This window comes from Rhizobium grahamii (assembly GCF_009498215.1).
Classification (GTDB): domain Bacteria; phylum Pseudomonadota; class Alphaproteobacteria; order Rhizobiales; family Rhizobiaceae; genus Rhizobium; species Rhizobium grahamii_A.
The window spans coordinates 711,552-731,606 of the sequence record NZ_CP043498.1; the positions used below are offsets into that span (position 1 = coordinate 711,552).

The window sequence follows — 20,055 nt, forward strand, 5'->3', positions numbered from 1 at the left end:
GACAACGGCATGTGTGGACGATACGCGTTGACGATATCCCCGGAAGAACTCGAGGAAATCCTGGGGATCATGGGTCTGGACGACTTCCCGGCGCGCTACAACATCGCTCCGACGCAGCCGATCCTTGTCGTGGTGTCCGATGGTCCTGGCGAAAAGGGAAGCAACCTTCCCGATCGCCGGGCGCTGCTGGTGCGCTGGGGCTTCACACCGGGCTGGGTCAAGGATCCGAAGTCGTTTCCGCTGCTGATCAATGCGCGCTCCGAAACGGCGATCGGCAAGGCGTCGTTTCGTGCGGCGATGCGCCACCGGCGCGTGCTCGTGCCTGCCTCCGGCTTCTACGAGTGGCATCGGCCAACGAAAAACAGCCAGGAAAAGGCGCAGCCCTATTGGATACGGCCGCGGCATGGTGGCGTCGTCGCCTTCGCCGGCCTGATGGAGACATGGTCGTCAGCCGATGGTTCGGAAGTCGATACGGGTGCTATCCTGACAACCGCGGCAAACGCTGCGATATCGCCCATTCATGACCGCATGCCTGTTGTCATCCGGCCAGAAGACTTTTCCCGCTGGCTCGATTGCAAGACGCAGGAACCGCGCGACGTTGCGGACCTGATGCAGCCGGTTGAGGACGACTTCTTCGAAGCGATACCGGTGTCCGACAAGGTCAATAAGGTCGCCAACATGGGCGCCGACCTGCAGGATCGTGCTACCATCGAGAGGCCGCCGCCGCTGGCGGACAAGCCGAAGCCGGATGACGGCCAGCTCAGCCTCTTCTAGTCCGCTATTCCCAGCCTCCATTTTATTCGGAAGTTTACATGTTCTCGATTTCGGCCGCGCTCTCCGGTTTCTTTCTCGGCGCTTCGCTTATCATTGCGATCGGTGCACAGAATGCATTCATTCTGCGTCAGGGCCTGCTCCGCTCCAACGTCTTCATCCTCTGCCTGATCTGCGCATCGTCGGACGCTATCCTGATCGCGGCAGGGGTCGGCGGGCTGGGCACGCTCGTCTCCCGCTCGCCCGGGCTGATCATGGCGGTCAGCCTCGGCGGCATGTTGTTTCTGGGAACTTATGCGGTGATGGCCTTCCGGCGAGCGCTCCATCCCGGAGCGATGCAGACGGGAGCGCCACAGGCGCTCGGATTGAAGGCGGCTGTTGCCGCATGTCTCGCCTTCACCTTCCTGAACCCGCACGTCTATCTCGATACGGTCGTGCTGCTCGGCAGTCTGTCTGCCGCCTATGAGGGAGCCGATCGGCTGGCGTACGGAATCGGTGCGGCGACCGCATCGTTCGTCTGGTTTTTTGGATTGGGGTACGGGGCGCGGCTGCTGCAGCCTGTCTTTGCCAAACCCGCCGCCTGGCGGGTTCTTGACGTCGTGATCGGCGTTGTGATGGGGCTGCTGGCTCTGAGCCTTGGCGCTCGCCTTGTCAGCCCGGCCTGATCAGGCGATTTTCTTGACGAGAGCCGGCTTGCTCTTCAGCATTAGGGCTGCTGCCAGAACAGCCTTGAGGCCGAGCGGGCGGTAATTCGCGCTGAGATCGGTCTTTGCCGGCTGTTCCACGCTTGTCTTCTTCGGGGTCACAATACTCTCCTTACGTGCTGTCCCTAGACTCTTATATTTATTGCTCTTTTGCCTGTAATAACGACAAAATAGAGGCGAGGCTTATCAGGATTTATATCCGTAAACCATAATTCGCGAGCCTTGAGCCAGGCGTTCCTGCACGTTGAAAGCAGTCAGATGTGACGGCCGATATCATCCTCGCCGACACCGGGTTCCTCGATGGTGAGCGTGCCGTATTTGCGCTTCCACTTGCGGGCGCCGAAGGGCAGGGTCAAGAGGTAGACGACGGCCGTGACGACCATGATCTCCCAGGTGAAGCTGGAAAGCAGGGCGACATAGAAGACGACGCCGAGCATCATCGGCAGCACGAGATCGCGCCGCAGCTTGCTTCCCTCAGACTTGCCGGACCACACCGGCAGGCGGCTGATGAGCAGGAAGGCGATCAGCACCGTATAGGCCGCGGAGATGAAGCCGAAGGTCTTGTCGATGGTGATCCCGAGGAAGCCGAGATAGACAGGCAACAGGACAAGCATCGCACCAGCAGGCGCCGGGACACCGACGAAATACTCCGATTGCCACGTCGCCTTGTTTTCCCGCTCGGACATGACATTGAACCGAGCAAGGCGAAGTCCGGCCGCGATCGCATAGATCAGCGCCGCAATCCACCCGATCGACCGGGCCTGGTCGAGCGCGAAGACGTAGACGACGAGAGCCGGTGCCACGCCGAAGTTGACGATGTCGGCGAGCGAATCCATCTGCGCGCCGAACTTCGACGTCGCCTTCATCAGCCGGGCGACGCGTCCATCGATGCCGTCGAGAAATGCCGCCAACAGAACCATGCCGACGGCAAGCTCGTAACGGTTTTCGAAGGCAAGCCGAATGCCGGTGAGCCCGGCGCAAATCGCCAGGATCGTGATCAGGTTGGGAACGACCAGCCGCAGCGGTATCTCACGAAGCCGCGGGCCGCGTGCGGAATCGTCAGGCGGACCGTTGGGTTCGAATGGCGGGAACGGCGTTTCCATGTCGCACTCCGATGTTCTCTAGCTGCGACGGCTGACGACCGGACCCTTGGTCGTGCCGAACTCCGCAAGCACCGTCTCGCCTGCAATCGCGGTCTGGCCAACCGTGACCCGCGGCGCCGCGCCGGCTGGCAGGAACACGTCGAGGCGCGAACCGAAGCGGATCAAGCCAAAACGCTCGCCGGCGTCCAAAGGTTCGTTTGCGTTCGTCCAGCAAAGGATGCGGCGTGCAACGAGGCCGGCAATCTGTACGACGCCGATGTTGCCGTGTGCCGTCGCGATGACGAGACCGTTACGCTCGTTGTCTTCGCTCGCCTTGTCGAGTTCGGCATTGACGAAGCTGCCGGAGCGATAGTTGACGCTGAGGACGCGGCCGCGCATCGGGGCGCGGTTTACGTGGCAATTGAAGACGTTCATGAAAACGGAAATACGCAGCATCGGTTCGGTGCTGAGATTGAGTTCCGCGGGCGGAACCACGATCTGCACTGAGGATACCTTGCCGTCGGCAGGCGAGATCACGAGATCGTCGTCCTGCGGCGTCATTCTCTCCGGGTCACGGAAGAAATAGGCGCACCACAGCGTCAGGATTAGGCCAATCCAGAACAGCGGCTTGAAAATCCAGCCGAGGATCAGCGAGGCAACGAAGAAGGCAGCGATGAAGGGGTAGCCTTCCTTGTGCACCGGAACGATCGTGTTGCGAACCGTATTGAACAAGCTCATGTATGCCGCTCTCCTAGCGTTTCGATCATCGCTGGTTACAGGGAAACCATTGCGGGGGCAATGCTGTGGGCAACCGCTGGCTGCCTCGGCGGGAGGTTCTGAACAGCAAAGAGGTCGCTCGTCCCCGCCTCAGCTGGCGGGGGCAAGTCTGTTGACGATGCCGAGGTCGTCGTTTTCCCGCACCTGCTTCAGATGCTCCTCTGCCTGCGTTGCTTCGCGCTGCCGGTTCCACATCGAGGCGTAGAGACCGTTCTTCTGAAGAAGATCGGAATGCGTGCCGCGCTCGGCGATCTCGCCCGACTTCAGGACGATGATCTCGTCGGCGCCGATCACGGTTGAAAGACGGTGCGCGATGACAAGCGTCGTGCGGTCCTGCGAGACGACATCGAGAGCTGCCTGGATCTCTCGCTCGGTCGTCGTGTCGAGCGCCGACGTCGCCTCATCGAGGATAAGGATCGGCGGTGCCTTCAGCACGGTTCGTGCGATCGCGACACGCTGCTTTTCGCCACCTGATAGCTTCAAGCCGCGTTCGCCGACCTTGGTGTCGAAACCTTCGGGCAGCATGTCGATGAAATGCGCGATCTGCGCAATCTCGGCGGCCGTCTTGACCTCGGTATCGTTCGCAGCCGGCTTCCCGTAGCGGATGTTGTAGGCAACGGTATCGTTGAAGAGCACGGTGTCCTGCGGAACCATGCCGATGACGGCGCGAAGGCTCTTCTGCGTCACGTTGCGGATGTCCTGACCGTCGACGCTGATCGAGCCGCTCTGTATGTCGTAGAAGCGGTAGAGCAGGCGCGACAAGGTCGATTTGCCGGCGCCGGAAGGGCCGACAACGGCTACCGTCTTTCCAGCCGGCACGTCGAAGGAGATTCCGTTCAGAATGGGACGGGCCGGGTCGTAGGCGAAGTGCACGTCCTTGAAAGAGATTGCGCCGCGACCGATATCGAGAGCGACCGCATCAGGCGCATCCGTCACCTCCGCCTTGACCTGAAGGAGATCGAACATCTGCTCGATATCGGTCAGCCCCTGGCGAATTTCGCGATAGACGAAGCCGATAAAGTTCAGCGGCACCGAAAGCTGCAGCAGCATGGAGTTGACGAAAACGAAGTCGCCGACGGTCTGTTCGCCGCGCTGAACGGCAAGCGCCGACAGGATAAGCATGACGGTCGTGCCGAGGCCGAAGATCACGCCCTGGCCAAAGTTCAGCCATCCGAGCGACGTCCAGACATCTGTGGCTGCCTTCTCGTAGCGTTCCATTGAACGGTCGAAACGCTTGGCCTCCATCTCCTCGTTGCCGAAGTACTTCACCGTTTCGAAGTTCAGCAGCGAATCGATCGCCTTGGTGTTGGCGTCGGTGTCGCTGTCGTTCATCGTCTTGCGGATCGCGATGCGCCAGTCGCTCGCGCGGATCGTGAACCAGATATATGCCCACACCGTGAATGCGGTAACGGCCAGGTATGAGAAGCCGTAGCCCCACCAGAAGATCACGGCCGTCAGCAGGAATTCGATCAGCGTCGGAACGGAATTGAGGATCGTGAAGCGCACGATCGTCTCGATGCCTTTCGTGCCGCGTTCGATGATGCGCGAAAGGCCACCCGTCTTGCGCTCAAGATGAAAGCGCAGCGACAACTCGTGCATATGCACGAACGTCTTGTAGGCGAGCTGGCGAACGGCATGTTGCCCGACGCTCGCAAACAGCGCGTCGCGGAGCTGGTTCAGCGCGAGCTGGATCAGGCGCGTCAGATTATAGGCGATAACAAGCGCGACGGCGCCGGTCAGCAGGGCAGGCACCTTGCCGGCAAGATCGATCTTGCCGTTCAGGGCGTCGGTCGACCACTTGAAGAAATAGGGGACGAGCAGCAAAACGAACTTGGAGATAAGCAGATAGACCGTTGCCCACACCACTCGCATCTTGAGATCGGGGCGACCTGAAGGCCACATGTAGGGCCATAGATTGAACAGGGTCTGCAGCAGATTGGAATCTGAAACTGTCTTGCCGTTTGCCATGCATGTCTCCGGCCCGCAGGGGGCGCTGACCGTGTCGCGATACGGGAAATTGCGGAGACAGCGCGCTTGCAAGCGCCTGCCGAACATAATCGCCGTCACCGCCAAGTAGGGTTCCGCGGGGACCAATACAACATGGCGATGTAGCAAGGAAAGAGCGGCCGGGCATCATATTGCCCGGCCGCCATATTTGTTCCTAGAGGTGCTCGCCGGAGAGGCGCTTGCGGTGCAGTTCTTCCGCATTCGGAAGCACGTCTTTCGGCAGGCCGAAGATCTGGCCCGGCAGGATCCTGTCCGGATTGTTGATCTTGTCCTCGTTGGCCACGTAGATCGTGGTGTAGCGTACGCCGAGACCGTAGACGCGGCGGGAGATCTGCCACAGCGTATCGCCACGGCGAATGATGACTGTGTCCTTGCTCTGCTGAAGCGGAGCCTGCTCGATCGTTGCCGGCTGGTTTTCGCTGCTGGCGACTTCGTTCGTTGCAGCCGGCGCCGCAGGCGTCTCGGCCGGCGGGGAGAGCTTGGCGACCATCTCGCCGAGCTTCGACAGCGATGCGCCGACGGACTTCGCGTCGATCGGCAGCGACTGCAGGAACTTGAGCGCACCGGCAGCATCGACAGACGCATTGGTCGCGCGTTCCTTGAAGTCCGCCGTCGCATCGGCCGCAGCCCTGAAGTCGATGATCGAGCGCAAGGCGATTTCATTCGCGGAGCGCGCTGCTGCAAGCTGTTCGGCACCCGGCAGCTTGCCGTCGGCAAACAGGTTGCTCAGCAGACCGAATGCCTTGGCAACGTCGTTCCTCAGCTTTCCAAGCGCGCCTTCGTCAAGGGGAACCATTGTTGGTGCGGAGGAAGCCGAGCCGCCGCTCTGGGCGGCAACAGTCACCTGGTTGCCCGCAGGCCGGTTGAAGTTGACCGAGGCGCGCACGGCGACCTTGCCGCTTGCGTCCAGAACATCGACGCGGATCTTGTGGTCTCCAACCGCCAGCGGCATCACGCCGTCAATGACGAAGTGTCCGTCCTGGCCTGCCAGGGATTTGCCAATCAGCTTGTCGTCGGCATAGGCAACGACGGTGGAAGAGGGCTTTGCGGTGCCGGCAACGAAAATCTTGTCGCCTTCGATCTCGACCGCGTTGACCATCACGTCAGCCGCCGGTCCGCTTGCCGCCGGCTTGCCGGCATCCGGTGTGGTTGCAGGCTGTGTCGCCGGCGAGGCGGAGGCCTGCTGCGTCTGGCCGTTGTCATTGGCTGCTGCATTGCCGCTAGCAGGAGGAGTTGCCGCACCTGCGGCAGCCGAAGCGGTTGGGGCCGTGATGATGCGGCTGGCCGTTCCGGGCTTGGAAACCATGGCGAGTAGGTCGGCGCCGTTGCCATCCTTGGGAACGGATACCGTCGCAACTTCTTCCGACACCGTACTCTTGCCGTCCTTGCCGGTCGCCTTGAGCAGCAGCTGATGGTCACCCGCCGACAGCGGATTGTCGAGCACGGCCGCGAAGTCGCCGCTCGGGCCGACGTCGGTCGTGGTGACGACCTTGTCGCCATCGAGGACTTCGAGCTTGCTGTTCGGTTCGGCCGATCCGGCGATCACGGTCGAGCCATCGGGCTCGACGCGCAGGACGTCGAACGTGGGCGCCTTGGGGCCGGCATTTGCCGTGGCATCCGGCGCTGCAGGCGTTGCCGGTGCCGCAGCCTGGCCATTCGCCTGGGCGGCCGGTTCCGGAGCGCCGGTGAGTGCGGCTTCAGCCTTGGCGATGGCGGCAAGGGCATCGGGAATGTTTTCAGGCAGTGCCTGTATGATGGCGAGGGCCTTGCCGGCGCCATCCTTGGCTTTCTGAACAGCAGCTGATGTCACCGGGTTCGTGCCCTCCGGGATGCCGAAATCGGCAAGCGTCTGCAGGGTGGTGACGGCCTTTGCCTTGGCGCTGGCAAAAACCTCCTGTGTCGGCCCCTTGCCGTCTGCGAAGAGTGCCTTAAGTTCTGTCAGTGCCTGGGCGGCTCCTGATGTCAAACCGCTGAGCGCTTTGGTGGTGGCAGCATCGTCGGCCGCGGGACGAGACGTCTTTGCGGCGTCGGCAACCGTGTTCTTCACTTCGGAGGTTGCCTGATTGATTGCATCGCCAACCTTTGCCGCGTCTCCGCCGATGCGGGGCATGACGACAAAGACCATCAATAGAATTGCGATTACAAGCACTGCGAGGGCCAGCAAGCCGGCACGGTTTCTCATCATCACGTCTCCCCAGGCGGCAATCTTGCCGGACTTCCTAAAATTGCTAGCGATTCCCGCTGCTTTGCACAAGCAGTCAAAGTAGCCAGGCAAATGTAGGACGTCGTTTTTCCGTCATTTTTCTTGACTGGAGGCAGAGAGAATAGTTGTTTGCCCCTATGACAGATCAATCTCATCCCATTCGCTCCATTTGTGTCTACTGCGGCTCGCGACCGGGCAGCGATCCTCGCCACATGGCGGCGGGCCGTGCGCTGGGTAAGGAAATCGCCGAATATGGCCTTCGCCTCATCTATGGTGGAGGCACCAAAGGCATCATGGGGGCGGTGGCGAGTGGCGTGCTTTCGAACGGTGGTCAGGTAACCGGTATCATCCCCGAGTTCCTGATCGACATGGAGGCAACGCGCCATTCCCTCGGCCAGCTCAACGAGCTGATTGTAACGCCGGACATGCATGCGCGCAAACACGCCATGTTCGAGCGTTCCGATGCGTTCGTGGCGCTGCCGGGCGGGATCGGCACTCTCGAGGAGATCGTCGAGATCATGACCTGGGCACAGCTCGGCCGTCACGAAAAGCCGATGGTGTTTGCCAACATTGGTGGTTTCTGGGACCCGATGATGGAGCTGATGCGGCACATGACGGACGAGGGCTTCGTCCACACGGCTCACCGCGTCCAGCCGCTCGTCATCGACGACATCTCGGAAATCATCCCCGGGATCATGGCGCAGGCGGCTGAGATAGCCTCGACCGATCGCGACGGCGAGGATGCCGTCATCTCGAAGATGTAAGGGCGGGGACGAGAGCCTTTCCGGGTTATATTGAACCATTCTGCCGGAGCAGGTTTTCGTCAGGGCAAAGGCGATTGGCGAAGGGCATACCCCTTGGTACGTCCGAGCCTATCGCCTTTGATCCTGGCGGAAAGATGCCTGGCCCTTCGGGTTGGCTGAAACGGGCCGCCTGATCGACCGGCTGGCTTGGCCGTATGCGTTGGCTACGACGCGCGCCAGCCGGTCGACCATCCGACTCCGTTTGAGCCAACAGAATGGTTCAATATAACCCGGAAAGGCTCTAGCGTCCCCGGTTCCCCCTGAGCATTCCCCAGGTGTAGAGGACAAGACCTGCCCAGATCAGCGGGAAGGCGATCATGCGTGCCGTGCCGAGAGGCTCGTGGAACAGGAAGATCGCGATCAGGAAGATCATCGTCGGCGCGATGTACTGCATGATGCCGATCGTCGACAGCCGCAGCAGCTTGGCGCCGTTGGCATAGATCATCAGCGGAACGGCGGTGATGAGGCCGCAGCCGAGCAAGAGGGCCGTGTCGGACCAGCCGGTGCGGTAGAAGTGTCCTTGGCCGCTGCCGAACTCCAGATAGAGAATGTAGAAGAAGGCGGGGATGCTGAGGATCAGCACCTCGAGAAAGAAGCCCTGGTTCGGCCCGAGCGGCAGTGTCTTGCGAAACAGCGCGTAGAGGCCCCAGGAAATCGTCAGCGTCAGCGACACCCACGGAATGCCGCCACTGTCGGCGGCGAGTACGACCACGGCGAGGCCCGCCAGCGCGATTGCCGCGATCTGGGCCGGCAGCAGCTTTTCCTTCAGGACCACGGCGCCGAGAAAAATGCTGAACAGCGGATTGATGAAGTAGCCAAGCGCTGCATCGAGCGCGTGGCCGGCACCGATCGCCCAGACATAGGTGCCCCAGTTGATGGTAATCAGGGTTGCCGTCAGTGCTGCCATGGCGAGCATTCGCGGCGAGCGCAAGGCAGTGCGGATATCATTCGTGCGGCCGAGGACCACCAGTACCAGCCCCGCCAACGGCAGGGACCAGACGATGCGGTGGGCAATGACCTCAGCCGGCGAGATATGCGCGACGGCCTTCATGTAGATCGGCAGGAAACCCCACAGAAGGTACGCCGTCAGCGCAAAGGCAAAGCCACGCGGACTGTCTTCGTTCTTGATAACAGGAGCGCTTGCATTGGCGGACATCGAGTGTTTCCATATTTGTTCTTGTTATGGATCCGCTTAACCTAACGGACGTGAATAGGCCAATTCATTTCGGTGAATGGATGCCTGATCGCGACGGTGACCATCATGAACCAGGAGGCACTTGCCAACTGCCGCAGGGAATTTGCCTACCGCATGCTCTCAAAGGAGGGGGTCCAAGGCGACGAAGCGCTGCTGCAAGCCTATGCGACGGTGCCGAGAGAGCGGTTTCTGGGGCCGCCGCCCTGGAAGATGGCGGGATGGGGCGGCTATGTCGATACGTCCGAAGACCCCTCCGTGGTCTATCAGGACGCCTTGTTTGCGCTCCAGCATGAAAGGCACATCAACAACGGCAGCCCGAGCCTCCATGCCCGAGGGATCCACAAGTTGGCACTCTGTCGTGGGAAAACGGTCTGTCATGTCGGCGCCGGCAGCGGCTACTACACGGCAATCATGTCCATGCTGGTCGGTGAGACGGGGCATGTCATCGCCATTGAATTCGACGGCGAACTGGCGGCGCGTGCGGAAGAAAACCTCCGCGATTACCCCAACATTCGCATCGTCAATGGTGATGGGTTCGAATGGCCACACGAACCTGCTGATGCGGTCTACGTGAACTTTGCCGTCCACCGTCCGGCCGATGCCTGGGTGGAGCGGTTGAAGATCGGCGGTCGCCTGATCCTGCCGCTTGGCGTTCCCGATGTCGATGCAGCAGGGCCGACCGGTCTTGCGTCCTACGCCGGCTTCTTCCTGTTCCGCCGCGAGGAGCATGGCTATGCGGCCGAATATCTCGGGCCTGTTGCGTTCGTCTGGGGCGAGGCGATCAAGGGCGGCTTTGATCTTTACCGGCGGCTTGAGGCGGCTTTCCAGGCGGGAGGAGTGGACAAGGTCCGTGCCCTGCGCTGGAAAACCGAGCGAAAGGGCAGGGAGTGGTATTCCGAGGCTGACTGGGGCCTAGTCTTCGACGCCTGAAGCCTACTCTGCTGCGATCTTGCCCGCGAGCTGGCGGTTTTTCATCAGCTTGTAGATGACAGAATCCATCAGCGCCTGGAACGAGGCGTCGATGATGTTCTCGGAAACGCCGACCGTCCACCAGCGAACGCCGTCGCTATCGGTGGATTCGATGAGAACCCGGGTGATGGCCTCGGTGCCGCCGTTGAGGATACGCACCTTGAAGTCTGCCAGCACAAGATCGTCGATCTCGTGCTGGTATTTGCCGAAGTCCTTGCGCAGTGCCAGGTCGAGCGCGTTGACAGGACCGTCGCCTTCCGCGACCGACATGATCGTCAGCCCGTCGATGACGATCTTCACGACGGCTTCTGAGACGATTTTCACCCGGCCGTGGGAGTCGAAGCGTCGCTCGACCATGACGCGGAAGCCTTCGACGGAGAAGAATTCCGGGATCGTGCCGAGCGTTCTCCGTGCAAGCAGCTCGAAGCTGGCATCAGCGCCCTCATAGGCATAACCGGACGCCTCCCGCTCCTTCACCAGCGAGATCAGCCGGTCGAGCTTCGGGTCATCCTTGCCAACCTCGATGCCGCGCCGTTTCAGCGCGTTGATGAAGTTCGCCTTGCCGCCCTGATCCGACACCATGACCTTGCGGAAATTGCCGACGCTTTCGGGCGTCACATGCTCGTAGGTACGCGGATCCTTCAAAAGCGCCGAAGCATGGATGCCGGCCTTGGTCGCGAATGCAGACGCGCCGACATAGGGCATCTGGTGATCCGGCGAGCGGTTGAGAAGCTCGTCGAACGCATGCGAGAGCCGCGTGAGGTTCAGCAGGCGGTCAGTATCGATCGAGGTTTCAAACCGCGACGAATAGGTTTCCTTGAGCGCCAGCGTCGGGATCAGCGTCACGAGGTTCGCATTGCCGCAACGTTCGCCGATGCCGTTCAATGTGCCCTGGATCTGGCGCACGCCGGCTTCCACGGCCGCCAGCGAGTTGGCAACCGCCTGGCCGGTGTCGTTGTGCGCGTGGATGCCAAGACAGTGGCCGGGAACGCCTGCAGCGATCAGCGCCTCGATGGTTGCCCGGATTTCCGGCGGCTGCGTGCCGCCGTTGGTATCACAGAGCACGACCCAGCGGGCGCCGGAGTCATAGGCAGTCTTGGCACAGGCAATCGCATAAGCGGGATTTGCCTTGTAGCCGTCGAAGAAATGCTCGCAATCGACCATGGCTTCCTTGCCGGCGGCGACTGCGGCCTTGACGCTTTCCGCAATGCTCTCAAGATTTTCCTCGTTGGTGCAGCCGAGCGCGACCTTGACATGATAGTCCCAGCTCTTCGCGACGAAACAGATCGCGTCGCTCTCCGCCTGCAGCAGGCTCGCGAGGCCAGGGTCGTTCGAAGCCGAAACGCCGGCTCGCTTTGTCATGCCGAAGGCAACGAACTTGGCCTGCGCGGTGCGCTTCTCGCTGAAAAACGCCGTATCGGTAGGATTGGCGCCGGGATAACCGCCTTCGACGTAATCAAGGCCAAACTCGTCGAGCATGCTCGCGATCGCAATCTTGTCCTCGACGGAGAAGTCGATGCCGGGCGTCTGCTGCCCGTCGCGGAGCGTCGTGTCGAAGAGGTAGATCTTTTCGCGTGTCATGATGGTCGTCCTGTCGGCCTTGTGGGGCTCGTTATTGCTTTCCGGCGAAATTGTCCGTGGCGCGGATCAGCTTGTCGAGGATGCCGGGTTCCGAATAGGCATGCCCGGCACCTTCGATCAGATGAAACTCCGCCGTCGGCCATGCCTTGTGCAGCAGCCATGCGTATTTCGCCGGGCAGGGCATGTCGTAGCGGCCATGCACGATCACGCCGGGAATGTCCTTCAGCTTGTGGGCATCGCGCAGCAGCTGGCCTTCGTCCATCCAGCCGGCATTGACGAAGAAGTGGTTTTCGATCCGCGCGAAGGCATAGGCGAAATCAGCATCTTCGAACTTGCCGCTGGTCGATTTCTCCGGCAGCAGCGTGATGGTCTCGCCTTCCCAGATGCTCCACGCCTGCGCGGCCTTAAGGGCAACGGCACGGTCCGCACCGGTCAACCGGCGATTGTAGGCCAGCATCATCTCATGGCGCTCGTCCGGCGGGATCGGCGCGATGAAGCGCTCCCACTTGTCGGGGAACATTTCCGACACGCCGAACTGATAGTACCAGTCGAGCTCCGCCCTCGTGAGCGTATAGACGCCGCGCACGACGAGTTCCGAGACCCGCTCCGGATGTGTCTCCGCATAGGCGAGCGCCAGCGTCGACCCCCAGGAACCGCCGAATACCTGCCACTTCTCGACGCCTGCCATCTCCCGCAGCCGCTCGATGTCAGCGACGAGATGCCAGGTGGTGTTGGCATCGAGATTGGCGTGCGGCGTGGACTTGCCGCAGCCGCGCTGGTCGAACAGCAGCACGTCGTAAAGCGCCGGGTCGAAAAGGCGGCGATGGGTCGGCGAAAAGCCGCCACCTGGGCCGCCATGCAGGAAGACTGCAGGCTTTGCTCCCGGCGTGCCCGAGCGCTCCCAATAGATCGTATGGCCGTCGCCGACGTCGAGGTGGCCGGAGGCGTAAGCTTCGATTTCAGGGTAGAGGGTGCGGAGCACTTCGGTCATATCTTGACGCCTTCGGCTGGCCAGATTGCAGTGTCGTGATCGGGATGCTGGAAGGAGATGATCGCCTCCTGCCGCGAGTAGAAATCGGGGTCCGTGTGAACGGGCTGGTCGAAGATCGTCTCGACCCATGGGATGCGTGCGTCGAAGTTGACCTGGATCCGCGGCGCGAGATCGCTGCGATCGTCGAACGTGCCGATCGCCAGTTCCAGGCCTCCCGGATGGCGGTAGGTCATCGGCGTGCCGCAGTTCTTGCAGAAGCCGCGCTCGATGTTGACGGAGGATTGGAAATAGCTCGGTTCGCCGCGCGTCCATTCCATGCCTTCGTCGGGCGCGGTGACGAGCGCTGAGAAGAAGCCGCCGAACTGCTTCTGGCACATGCGGCAATGGCAGATCGAAGGACGGCCAAGCTTCCCGCTGATGCGGAATCTGACGGCGCCACACTGGCAGCCGCCGGTTCGAATGGGTTCGCTCATGCTGACGCTCCGGTTGGCCAATCGGCTGTGTCGTGGTCGGGGTGCTGGTGATTGCTGGCCGCAACCGCATTCTCGCGATCGGGCGTTTCCGGTTCCGGCTCGACGGGCAGGGCAGCGAGCTCGTGGAACCAGCTCATCCTGCGTCCGGTGTTCGACTGCATCACCGGCTTGACCCTATCAGGGTTATCCAGGGAGCCGAGCACGATGTTGATGCTGTCCGCATCCGGCGTGTCGAAGAAAAGCGGCGTCCCGCAGTCGGCGCAAAAGCCGCGGCGAACGATATCGGACGAGTAAAACCACTTCGGCTCGCCGCGCGTTACGGTGAAATCCTCGCGCCTGGCCGATGCCAGCGGCATGAAATAGTTTCCGGCCGCCTTCTGGCACATGCGGCAGTGGCAAAGGTGCGGATAGCCGAGTTCGCCCACGGCCCGGTAGCGAACCGCGCCGCATTGGCAACCTCCGCTCAGGGCCGTCGTCGTTGTCACGGATTCCGCTCCTCGGGCCAGGTGGTCGTGTCGTGATCCGGGTGCTGGTAGGAGACGATGTCGTGCAGGAAGGGCGCAGCCTCGATGTCCTCATAAGTCTCCCGGGCAGGCAAGTCGCGAAGCCGATCGACGAAATCGATCTTGCGCTCGGTGCCGAACTGGATGACGGGCGGAAGCGCGGAAGGATCGTCGAAAGCGCCCGCCGCCACTGCCACTCCATCCGGCGCCTCGTAAGTCAAAGGCGTGCCGCAATCCGCGCAGAAACCGCGCTGGACAAAGTTGGAGGAACGAAAAAGCTTGCGCTCGCCGCGCGTCCATTCGAACTCTGCGCCCCGTACGGAAACCAGCGGCGCGTAATAGGCGCCGAAAGCCTTCTGGCACATGCGACAATGACAGATGGACGAATCCTTGAGCGTCCCGCGAACCCGAAAGCGGATCGCGCCGCACTGGCATCCGCCGGTGTAGGTTGAGGTCATGGCTTGCGCCTCCCGATCGTTGCGAGGATATGCAGGCAGACGTTGTCGATATCGCGGAGCACGTCGTCGTTCCAGAAGCGGATGACGGTCCAGCCTGCGGTTTGCAAACGGCGCGTTCGGACCGAGTCATAATCCGCCGCTAGCTCATTGGCGTGTTGCGATCCGTCGAGTTCGACAATCAACCGATGTGAAGGGCAGGCGAAGTCGACGATGTAACCGGCGATCGGCAGTTGTCGGCGGAACCCCAATCCCATCAGGCGGTGTGCACGCAATTCGTTCCAGAGCTTGAGTTCAGCATCGGTGAGGGCCTTGCGCATGCGTTTGGCATTCGCGCGACGTGGTGGCGGGACGGGTGCATGTGGCATTGCATGCTCCTTCGTTTCTGCCTCTGGCGCACTACCCCCCTCTGCCCTGCCGGGCATCTCCCCCTCAAGGGGGGAGATCGGATTGTGGTGATGTTTTGCCTGATAGCCAACTCTTAGAATGCTGGGGCTTTTCCGGTTTGCGACCAACGGCGCGTCAGGCCGATCTCCCCCTTGAGGGGGAGATGCCCGGCAGGGCAGAGGGGGTATGGCAAGCCGCAGCGCTCATCATTGCTACCGCTTCACCTCCCACTTGGTCACGCGTTCGCCTGTCGCCGCATCCTTGCCGTCCTTGAGCTGGATGCCCTCGGCCAGAAGCGTGCCGCGGATCTTGTCGGCCTCGGCGAAGTTCTTCGCCTTCAGCAGTTCCAGCCGCGCCTTGACGCGGCGGTCTATCTCGATGGCAACCGCTTCGTCGATCTCCGCCATTTCGGGCAGGACGCCGAGCAGGGCAGCACTCGCCGCGAAGGTCGCGTGATCGCCGGACTGGGCAAGCGCATGCAATGCCTGGATTGCCGCCACCGTGTTGAGGTCGTCGGCCAGGGCATTGATCACGGCGGCGTCAGGCTGCGCGCTTCCAGCGTCCGCCGCCGGCCACTTGGCGAGCAGGCGTTCGGCTTCCTCCAGCCGCTTGATCGAGAAATCGATCGGCTCGCGGTAATGGGTCATCAGCATCGCAAGGCGCAGCACATCGCCCGGCCACCGCCGACCACCGAATTTCTCGGTGTGCAACAGTTCGTAAATAGTGACGAAATTGCCTTCGGACTTCGACATCTTGCGGCCTTCGACCTGCAGGAAGCCGTTGTGCATCCAGACATTGGCCATGACCTTCGTGCCATGGGCGCAACGCGACTGGGCGATCTCGTTCTCGTGGTGCGGGAAGATCAGGTCGAGACCGCCGCCGTGAATGTCGAAGACCTCGCCAAGGTAACGTTCGCTCATGGCCGAGCACTCGATGTGCCAGCCCGGACGACCACGGCCCCATGGGCTCTCCCAGCCGGGTTCACTGTCGCTGGAGAGCTTCCACAGCACGAAATCGCCGGGATTCTTCTTATGCGCGTCGACGGCGATGCGGGCGCCGGCCTGTTGCTCGTCGAGATTGCGCTTCGACAACTGGCCGTAATCGACCATCGATTTCGTGTCGAAGAGCACTTCGCCCGATGCCTGGTAGGCATGGCCGTTGGCGATCAGCTTTTCAATGATCTCGATCATCTTGCCAATATTGTCGGTCGCGCGGGGCTGAACCGACGGCTCAAGGCAGCCGAGTGCCTTGGCGTCATCGAGGAACTGCTTCTCCGTCTTCTGCGTCACCGCGCGGATGGCGTCATTGAGCGCTAGGCCGGGATAGTCGCGCAGGGCGCGCGCATTGATCTTGTCGTCGACGTCAGTGATGTTGCGCGCATAGGTGACGTGCTCAGCCCCATAGACATGGTTCAGCAACCGAAAGAGCACGTCGAAGACGATGACCGGGCGCGCGTTGCCGATGTGGGCGAAATCATAGACGGTCGGGCCGCAAACATACATGCGGACATTCTGCGGATCGATCGGCGCAAAGGCCGTCTTCTCGCGCGTCAGCGTGTTGTAAAGCTTCAGTTCCGGCTTGTTGGTGTCTGGCGTGCCGGCCATGTCTACTCTCCCAAATGCAATGATCCGAAAAAAACTCTGCCACCGGCGGGCCGGGGCGTTTCTCATCTTGGACTTTTCAGGAGACGAAAACGGCCAGGCCAGCGAGCGCGCTAGCGAATAATCTTCCGGCAGATAATGCAGATAACCGTTTTCATGGCGGGTTTTATGGCGCGGGAACGGGGATTGGTCAAGGGGGTGAGAAGCGGTCCGGCGCCAGCCGGAGCAATCGATCCAGTGAATCGATTGCAGCGCCGAACGCCCGAAGCGAAAGCGAAGGGCCGGGGCGGTGCCAATCGTACGGCCCCCACAATATTCTGCTATAACGCGCCGGAAGTGCGGAAGACCCCAAGCGTGAAAACCTTCTATCGAACAATCCTCGGAGTGGTGATTCCGGCTGTCGCGGTCGCATCCTATCTGGCATACGATCGCGCCATGGCTCCGTTCACTCCTCCGACGCTTGCGGACTATCCGATACAGGGCATCGATGTCAGCCATCATCAGGGCGCGATAGACTGGCAGGCTCTGGCCCGCCAGCCGAAGGTCCGTTTCGCGATCATGAAGGCGACGGAGGGCGGCGACCACCGAGACAAGCGCTTTGCGGAAAACTGGAAGGCCGCGAAGGATGCAGGCATCGTGCGTGGCGCCTATCACTTCTTCACCTTCTGCCGCCCCGGCCGCGAGCAGGCGCGCAATCTGATCAAGACGGTGCCGGTGGAAACCGACGCACTGCCGATCGCCATAGATCTCGAGTTTACCGGCAACTGCGGCAAGGTGCCGACATCAGATGAACTGAGTGCCGAGATCGGTGCTTTCTTTGCGGAATTGAACGGCGCCTATCCCGGCAAGCCGATCTTCTATCTGAACCAGCAGTTCTTCGAGCAGTATTTCAAGGGAAATGAAGCGCGCTTCCCGGATCACCATCTCTGGCTGCGCAGTATCGCGCAGGAGCCCCACCAGAACGATTGCCGCGATTGGTCGATCTGGCAGTTCGCCGACAATGGCACTCTGGATGGCATTCACGGCCCGGTCGATCTGAACGCGCTATGCCCATCGGAAACAGGCTTGGCACATCTGTTCCCGGTTCTGACGGCCAACTGACGCGTGCTTACTCCGGCAGGCGGTAGCCGACTAGCTTGTTCTCGCGCACGACGAACAGCTTGCCGGTCTCGGTCACATCAGGGCCAACCAGCGGCAGGATCGCCTTGGCGACTTCCGAAGGATGCGGCAGCGTCTCCGGGTTTTCGCCCGGAACAGCCTGAGCACGCATGGCGGTGCGGGTCGCGCCCGGGTCGACGCTGGTGATGCGCAGAGGAGTGCTCTGGCTTTCTCCGGCCCAGGTGCGGGCGAGCGCCTCGACCGCAGCCTTGGACGCGGAGTAGGGACCCCAGAACGGACGACACTTGTGGGCCGCAGCGGAGGAAAGGATCACGGCGCGACCGGCATCCGAGCGCGACAGCAGCGGATCGACCGAGCGGATCAGCCGCCACGTCGCGGTCACGTTGATGTTCATCACCTTCTCGAAGGTCTTTGCCTCGATGTGACCGATCGGCGAGATCACGCCGAGCACGCCGGCATTGGCGACGAGAATGTCGAGCTTGGCCCAGCGCTCGAAGATCGAGGCGCCCAGCGCATCGATCGCGTCCATGTCGGCAAGGTCGAAAGGAACGAGTGTCGAGGAGCCGCCGACCGCCTTGATCGCATCATCGAGATCCTCAAGACCGCCGACGGTGCGGGCGCAGGCAATGACATGTGCCCCGGCCTTTGCGAGTTCCAGAGCGGTGAAATAACCGATGCCACGGGACGCGCCGGTGACGAGCGCGATCTTGCCTTCAAGGTTTATAGTCATGGTCCCCCGGTTCCCCCGTAGCTGAAAAAGCAAGGGGCGCAATAAGCGCCCCTTGGTCAAATGTCAAAGCCAATGGCTGTCAGCCGTTGGTCGCCAGCAGGGAAACCTTGCGGCCCATCGTCTCGCCTTCCTTGTCGAGGAGGCGGGTCGGGTAGTCGCCGGTGAAGTAGTGATCGGTAAACTGCGGGCGGGCGTCGTTGCGATCCTCGCCGCCGACGGCGCGATAAAGGCCGTTGATCGACAGGAATTCCAGCGAGTCCGCGCCGATATATTTGCACATGGCTTCGAGGCTGTCGTACTGGTTGGCCAGCAGCTTCTCGCGATCGGGCGTGTCGATGCCGTAGAAATCAGGGTAGTAGATCATCGGGCTTGCGACGCGCAGGTGCACTTCCTTGGCGCCGGCATCGCGGATCATCTGTACGATCTTCAGCGAGGTGGTGCCGCGCACGACCGAATCGTCGACGAGCACGACGCGCTTGCCTTCGATCATCGCCCTGTTGGCGGAGTGCTTGAGCTTGACGCCGAATGCACGGATCTGCTGCGTCGGCTCGATGAAGGTGCGGCCGACATAGTGGTTGCGGATGATGCCGTATTCGAACGGAATGCCGCTTTCCTGCGCGTAGCCGAGGGCTGCCGGCGTGCCGCCATCCGGAACAGGAACAACGACGTCGGCGTCGACGGGCGCTTCCTTGGCAAGGTTGATGCCCATGTTCTTGCGAGCAACATAGACGCTGCGGCCGCCGACGACCGAATCCGGACGGGCGAAATAGACGTATTCGAAGAGGCAGAGGCGCTCCGGCTGGCCATTGCCGGCCTTGCGGGCGTCGATCGAGATCGAACCGTCAGGCTGGATCTCGCAGATGATGACTTCGCCGTTCTCGACGTCGCGGATGAATTTCGCGCCGATGATGTCGAGTGCACAGGTTTCCGAAGCGAAGATCGGCTTGCCGTCGAGTTCGCCCATGACGAGGGGGCGGATGCCGGTGGGGTCGCGTGCCGCAATCAGCTTCGTGCGCGTCATGGCGAGCATCGAGTAGCCGCCTTCCATCTGGCGGATCGCATCGATGAAGCGGTCAGCGGTCGAGGTGTAGCGCGAGCGGGCGATGAGGTGGAGAACGACTTCCGTGTCGGAGGTCGACTGACAGATGGCGCCGCCGGCGATCAGCTGGCGACGAAGGGTTAGGCCATTGGTGAAGTTGCCGTTGTGGGCAATGGCGATGCCGCCGACTTCAAGCTCGGCGAAGAGCGGCTGCACGTTGCGGAGCGCGACTTCGCCTGTTGTGGAATAGCGATTGTGGCCGATCGAGATATTGCCCGGCAGGCGGGCGAGGGTCGTCGGATTGGTGTAGTGGTCGCCGACCAGGCCCATATGCCGCTCGGAGTGGAAGCGCAGTCCGTCGAAGGAGACGATACCGGCCGCTTCCTGTCCGCGATGCTGCAGGGCGTGCAGCCCGAGCGCCGTCAGGGTCGACGCATCGTCGTGGCCAAGGATACCGAAGACGCCGCACTCTTCGTGGAGCGTGTCTCCATCGAATTCGTCATTGAGCGTCAAGGAATGAGACTGGTTCATCGATGCGGGCCTTTGCTCTCACAAGAATGGATCGGCTTCCATAGCATGACGCCGTGATCATGCGCTTTAAACGGCTGAGGCCCGGCGGAGCGGATGCCCGGCCGGACCTTTATTCCCGTTCCCGTCAAATGGCA

19 protein-coding genes and 1 pseudogene are annotated in these 20,055 nt (G+C 61.6%); 5 read left to right on the forward strand and 15 right to left on the reverse strand.

Translation table 11 applies throughout. The features are described from left to right. The first annotated feature begins 9 nt into the window (after nucleotides 1–9). Entirely contained in the window at nucleotides 10–774 is a 765-nt protein-coding gene (locus tag FZ934_RS03570) for an SOS response-associated peptidase (protein ID WP_113362848.1), read from the forward strand. A 38-nt stretch (nucleotides 775–812) separates the two neighbouring features. Beyond that, entirely contained in the window at nucleotides 813–1,436 is a 624-nt protein-coding gene (locus tag FZ934_RS03575; RefSeq protein WP_153269949.1) for a LysE/ArgO family amino acid transporter, read from the forward strand. Here the strand turns inward: FZ934_RS03575 and FZ934_RS27725 are convergent, their stop codons facing one another. From FZ934_RS27725 to FZ934_RS03595, 5 genes and pseudogenes are all read right to left on the reverse strand, one after another. After that, nucleotides 1,437–1,577, reverse strand: a complete 141-nt coding sequence (locus FZ934_RS27725) for a hypothetical protein (protein ID WP_194273753.1) — start codon at nucleotides 1,575–1,577, stop codon at nucleotides 1,437–1,439. It lies immediately after the preceding gene. A gap of 152 nt (nucleotides 1,578–1,729) precedes the next feature. Next, nucleotides 1,730–2,578, reverse strand: a complete 849-nt coding sequence (gene pssA, locus FZ934_RS03580) for a CDP-diacylglycerol--serine O-phosphatidyltransferase (protein WP_153269950.1) — start codon at nucleotides 2,576–2,578, stop codon at nucleotides 1,730–1,732. 18 nt (nucleotides 2,579–2,596) lie between these two features. Further along, nucleotides 2,597–3,301 (reverse strand): annotated as a pseudogene (locus tag FZ934_RS03585) (phosphatidylserine decarboxylase); the annotation flags it as partial. A 123-nt stretch (nucleotides 3,302–3,424) separates the two neighbouring features. Beyond that, the gene (locus FZ934_RS03590; RefSeq protein ID WP_153269952.1) at nucleotides 3,425–5,302 is read right to left on the reverse strand and encodes an ABCB family ABC transporter ATP-binding protein/permease; all 1,878 of its coding nucleotides are present in this window, start codon (nucleotides 5,300–5,302) and stop codon (nucleotides 3,425–3,427) included. A 193-nt stretch (nucleotides 5,303–5,495) separates the two neighbouring features. Further along, nucleotides 5,496–7,526 (reverse strand): LysM peptidoglycan-binding domain-containing protein, encoded by a 2,031-nt coding sequence (locus FZ934_RS03595; RefSeq protein WP_153269953.1) that lies wholly within the window; start codon nucleotides 7,524–7,526, stop codon nucleotides 5,496–5,498. Between the two features lie 155 nt (nucleotides 7,527–7,681). Between FZ934_RS03595 and FZ934_RS03600 the strand changes: the two genes are divergently transcribed. Beyond that, nucleotides 7,682–8,308 (forward strand): TIGR00730 family Rossman fold protein, encoded by a 627-nt coding sequence (locus tag FZ934_RS03600; protein ID WP_153269954.1) that lies wholly within the window; start codon nucleotides 7,682–7,684, stop codon nucleotides 8,306–8,308. 280 nt (nucleotides 8,309–8,588) lie between these two features. Here the strand turns inward: FZ934_RS03600 and rarD are convergent, their stop codons facing one another. Beyond that, nucleotides 8,589–9,503, reverse strand: a complete 915-nt coding sequence (gene rarD / locus FZ934_RS03610; RefSeq protein ID WP_153269955.1) for an EamA family transporter RarD — start codon at nucleotides 9,501–9,503, stop codon at nucleotides 8,589–8,591. Between the two features lie 105 nt (nucleotides 9,504–9,608). Here rarD and FZ934_RS03615 point away from each other — a divergent pair, with 105 nt between their 5' ends. Continuing rightward, the gene (locus tag FZ934_RS03615; RefSeq protein WP_153269956.1) at nucleotides 9,609–10,472 is read left to right on the forward strand and encodes a protein-L-isoaspartate O-methyltransferase family protein; all 864 of its coding nucleotides are present in this window, start codon (nucleotides 9,609–9,611) and stop codon (nucleotides 10,470–10,472) included. Nucleotides 10,473–10,475: 3 nt separating this feature from the next. On the opposite strand, the gene cimA is transcribed toward FZ934_RS03615, so the two are convergent. The 7 genes from cimA to cysS all read right to left on the reverse strand — a co-directional run bounded on the left by cimA (nucleotide 10,476) and on the right by cysS (nucleotide 16,505). Further along, nucleotides 10,476–12,092: a citramalate synthase gene (gene cimA, locus FZ934_RS03620; RefSeq protein WP_153269957.1), complete on the reverse strand. Its 1,617-nt coding sequence runs from the start codon at nucleotides 12,090–12,092 to the stop codon at nucleotides 10,476–10,478. A gap of 31 nt (nucleotides 12,093–12,123) precedes the next feature. Continuing rightward, nucleotides 12,124–13,083, reverse strand: a complete 960-nt coding sequence (pip, locus tag FZ934_RS03625) for a prolyl aminopeptidase (protein ID WP_153269958.1) — start codon at nucleotides 13,081–13,083, stop codon at nucleotides 12,124–12,126. After that, nucleotides 13,080–13,556: a GFA family protein gene (locus tag FZ934_RS03630; RefSeq protein ID WP_153269959.1), complete on the reverse strand. Its 477-nt coding sequence runs from the start codon at nucleotides 13,554–13,556 to the stop codon at nucleotides 13,080–13,082. Before FZ934_RS03630 ends, pip begins: the two co-directional genes overlap by 4 nt. After that, the gene (locus FZ934_RS03635) at nucleotides 13,553–14,041 is read right to left on the reverse strand and encodes a GFA family protein (protein ID WP_153269960.1); all 489 of its coding nucleotides are present in this window, start codon (nucleotides 14,039–14,041) and stop codon (nucleotides 13,553–13,555) included. The genes FZ934_RS03630 and FZ934_RS03635 overlap by 4 nt, the downstream gene beginning before the upstream one ends. Next, nucleotides 14,038–14,517, reverse strand: a complete 480-nt coding sequence (locus FZ934_RS03640; RefSeq protein ID WP_153269961.1) for a GFA family protein — start codon at nucleotides 14,515–14,517, stop codon at nucleotides 14,038–14,040. Before FZ934_RS03640 ends, FZ934_RS03635 begins: the two co-directional genes overlap by 4 nt. Then, complete coding sequence (locus FZ934_RS03645; protein WP_153269962.1) at nucleotides 14,514–14,882, reverse strand: endonuclease domain-containing protein; 369 nt, start codon at nucleotides 14,880–14,882, stop codon at nucleotides 14,514–14,516. The genes FZ934_RS03640 and FZ934_RS03645 overlap by 4 nt, the downstream gene beginning before the upstream one ends. 231 nt (nucleotides 14,883–15,113) lie before the next feature. Further along, entirely contained in the window at nucleotides 15,114–16,505 is a 1,392-nt protein-coding gene (gene cysS, locus FZ934_RS03650) for a cysteine--tRNA ligase (protein WP_153269963.1), read from the reverse strand. 351 nt (nucleotides 16,506–16,856) lie between these two features. Here cysS and FZ934_RS03655 point away from each other — a divergent pair, with 351 nt between their 5' ends. Continuing rightward, nucleotides 16,857–17,603: a glycoside hydrolase family 25 protein gene (locus FZ934_RS03655; RefSeq protein ID WP_432443600.1), complete on the forward strand. Its 747-nt coding sequence runs from the start codon at nucleotides 16,857–16,859 to the stop codon at nucleotides 17,601–17,603. Between the two features lie 7 nt (nucleotides 17,604–17,610). Here the strand turns inward: FZ934_RS03655 and FZ934_RS03660 are convergent, their stop codons facing one another. Together FZ934_RS03660 and purF are read right to left on the reverse strand one after the other, a co-directional pair. Beyond that, nucleotides 17,611–18,351, reverse strand: a complete 741-nt coding sequence (locus tag FZ934_RS03660) for an SDR family NAD(P)-dependent oxidoreductase (RefSeq protein WP_153269964.1) — start codon at nucleotides 18,349–18,351, stop codon at nucleotides 17,611–17,613. 79 nt (nucleotides 18,352–18,430) lie between these two features. Further along, nucleotides 18,431–19,921 carry an amidophosphoribosyltransferase gene (gene purF / locus FZ934_RS03665; protein ID WP_153269965.1) on the reverse strand — a complete coding sequence of 497 codons (1,491 nt, stop codon included), beginning with the start codon at nucleotides 19,919–19,921 and terminating at the stop codon, nucleotides 18,431–18,433. Nucleotides 19,922–20,055 lie beyond the last annotated feature (134 nt).

What these genes read in the sequence shown, in the direction of transcription:
- pip (WP_153269958.1), bottom strand. Translation starts at nt 13,083, where the DNA reads ATGACCGAAGTGCTCCGCACCCTCTACCCTGAAATCGAAGCTTACGCC.
- FZ934_RS03570 (WP_113362848.1), top strand. Translation starts at nt 10, where the DNA reads ATGTGTGGACGATACGCGTTGACGATATCCCCGGAAGAACTCGAGGAA.
- FZ934_RS03640 (WP_153269961.1), bottom strand. Translation starts at nt 14,517, where the DNA reads ATGACCTCAACCTACACCGGCGGATGCCAGTGCGGCGCGATCCGCTTT.
- FZ934_RS03590 (WP_153269952.1), bottom strand. Translation starts at nt 5,302, where the DNA reads ATGGCAAACGGCAAGACAGTTTCAGATTCCAATCTGCTGCAGACCCTG.
- FZ934_RS03660 (WP_153269964.1), bottom strand. Translation starts at nt 18,351, where the DNA reads ATGACTATAAACCTTGAAGGCAAGATCGCGCTCGTCACCGGCGCGTCC.
- purF (WP_153269965.1), bottom strand. Translation starts at nt 19,921, where the DNA reads ATGAACCAGTCTCATTCCTTGACGCTCAATGACGAATTCGATGGAGAC.
- FZ934_RS03615 (WP_153269956.1), top strand. Translation starts at nt 9,609, where the DNA reads ATGAACCAGGAGGCACTTGCCAACTGCCGCAGGGAATTTGCCTACCGC.
- rarD (WP_153269955.1), bottom strand. Translation starts at nt 9,503, where the DNA reads ATGTCCGCCAATGCAAGCGCTCCTGTTATCAAGAACGAAGACAGTCCG.
- FZ934_RS03630 (WP_153269959.1), bottom strand. Translation starts at nt 13,556, where the DNA reads ATGAGCGAACCCATTCGAACCGGCGGCTGCCAGTGTGGCGCCGTCAGA.
- cimA (WP_153269957.1), bottom strand. Translation starts at nt 12,092, where the DNA reads ATGACACGCGAAAAGATCTACCTCTTCGACACGACGCTCCGCGACGGG.
- pssA (WP_153269950.1), bottom strand. Translation starts at nt 2,578, where the DNA reads ATGGAAACGCCGTTCCCGCCATTCGAACCCAACGGTCCGCCTGACGAT.
- cysS (WP_153269963.1), bottom strand. Translation starts at nt 16,505, where the DNA reads ATGGCCGGCACGCCAGACACCAACAAGCCGGAACTGAAGCTTTACAAC.
- FZ934_RS03575 (WP_153269949.1), top strand. Translation starts at nt 813, where the DNA reads ATGTTCTCGATTTCGGCCGCGCTCTCCGGTTTCTTTCTCGGCGCTTCG.
- FZ934_RS03595 (WP_153269953.1), bottom strand. Translation starts at nt 7,526, where the DNA reads ATGATGAGAAACCGTGCCGGCTTGCTGGCCCTCGCAGTGCTTGTAATC.
- FZ934_RS03600 (WP_153269954.1), top strand. Translation starts at nt 7,682, where the DNA reads ATGACAGATCAATCTCATCCCATTCGCTCCATTTGTGTCTACTGCGGC.
- FZ934_RS03645 (WP_153269962.1), bottom strand. Translation starts at nt 14,882, where the DNA reads ATGCCACATGCACCCGTCCCGCCACCACGTCGCGCGAATGCCAAACGC.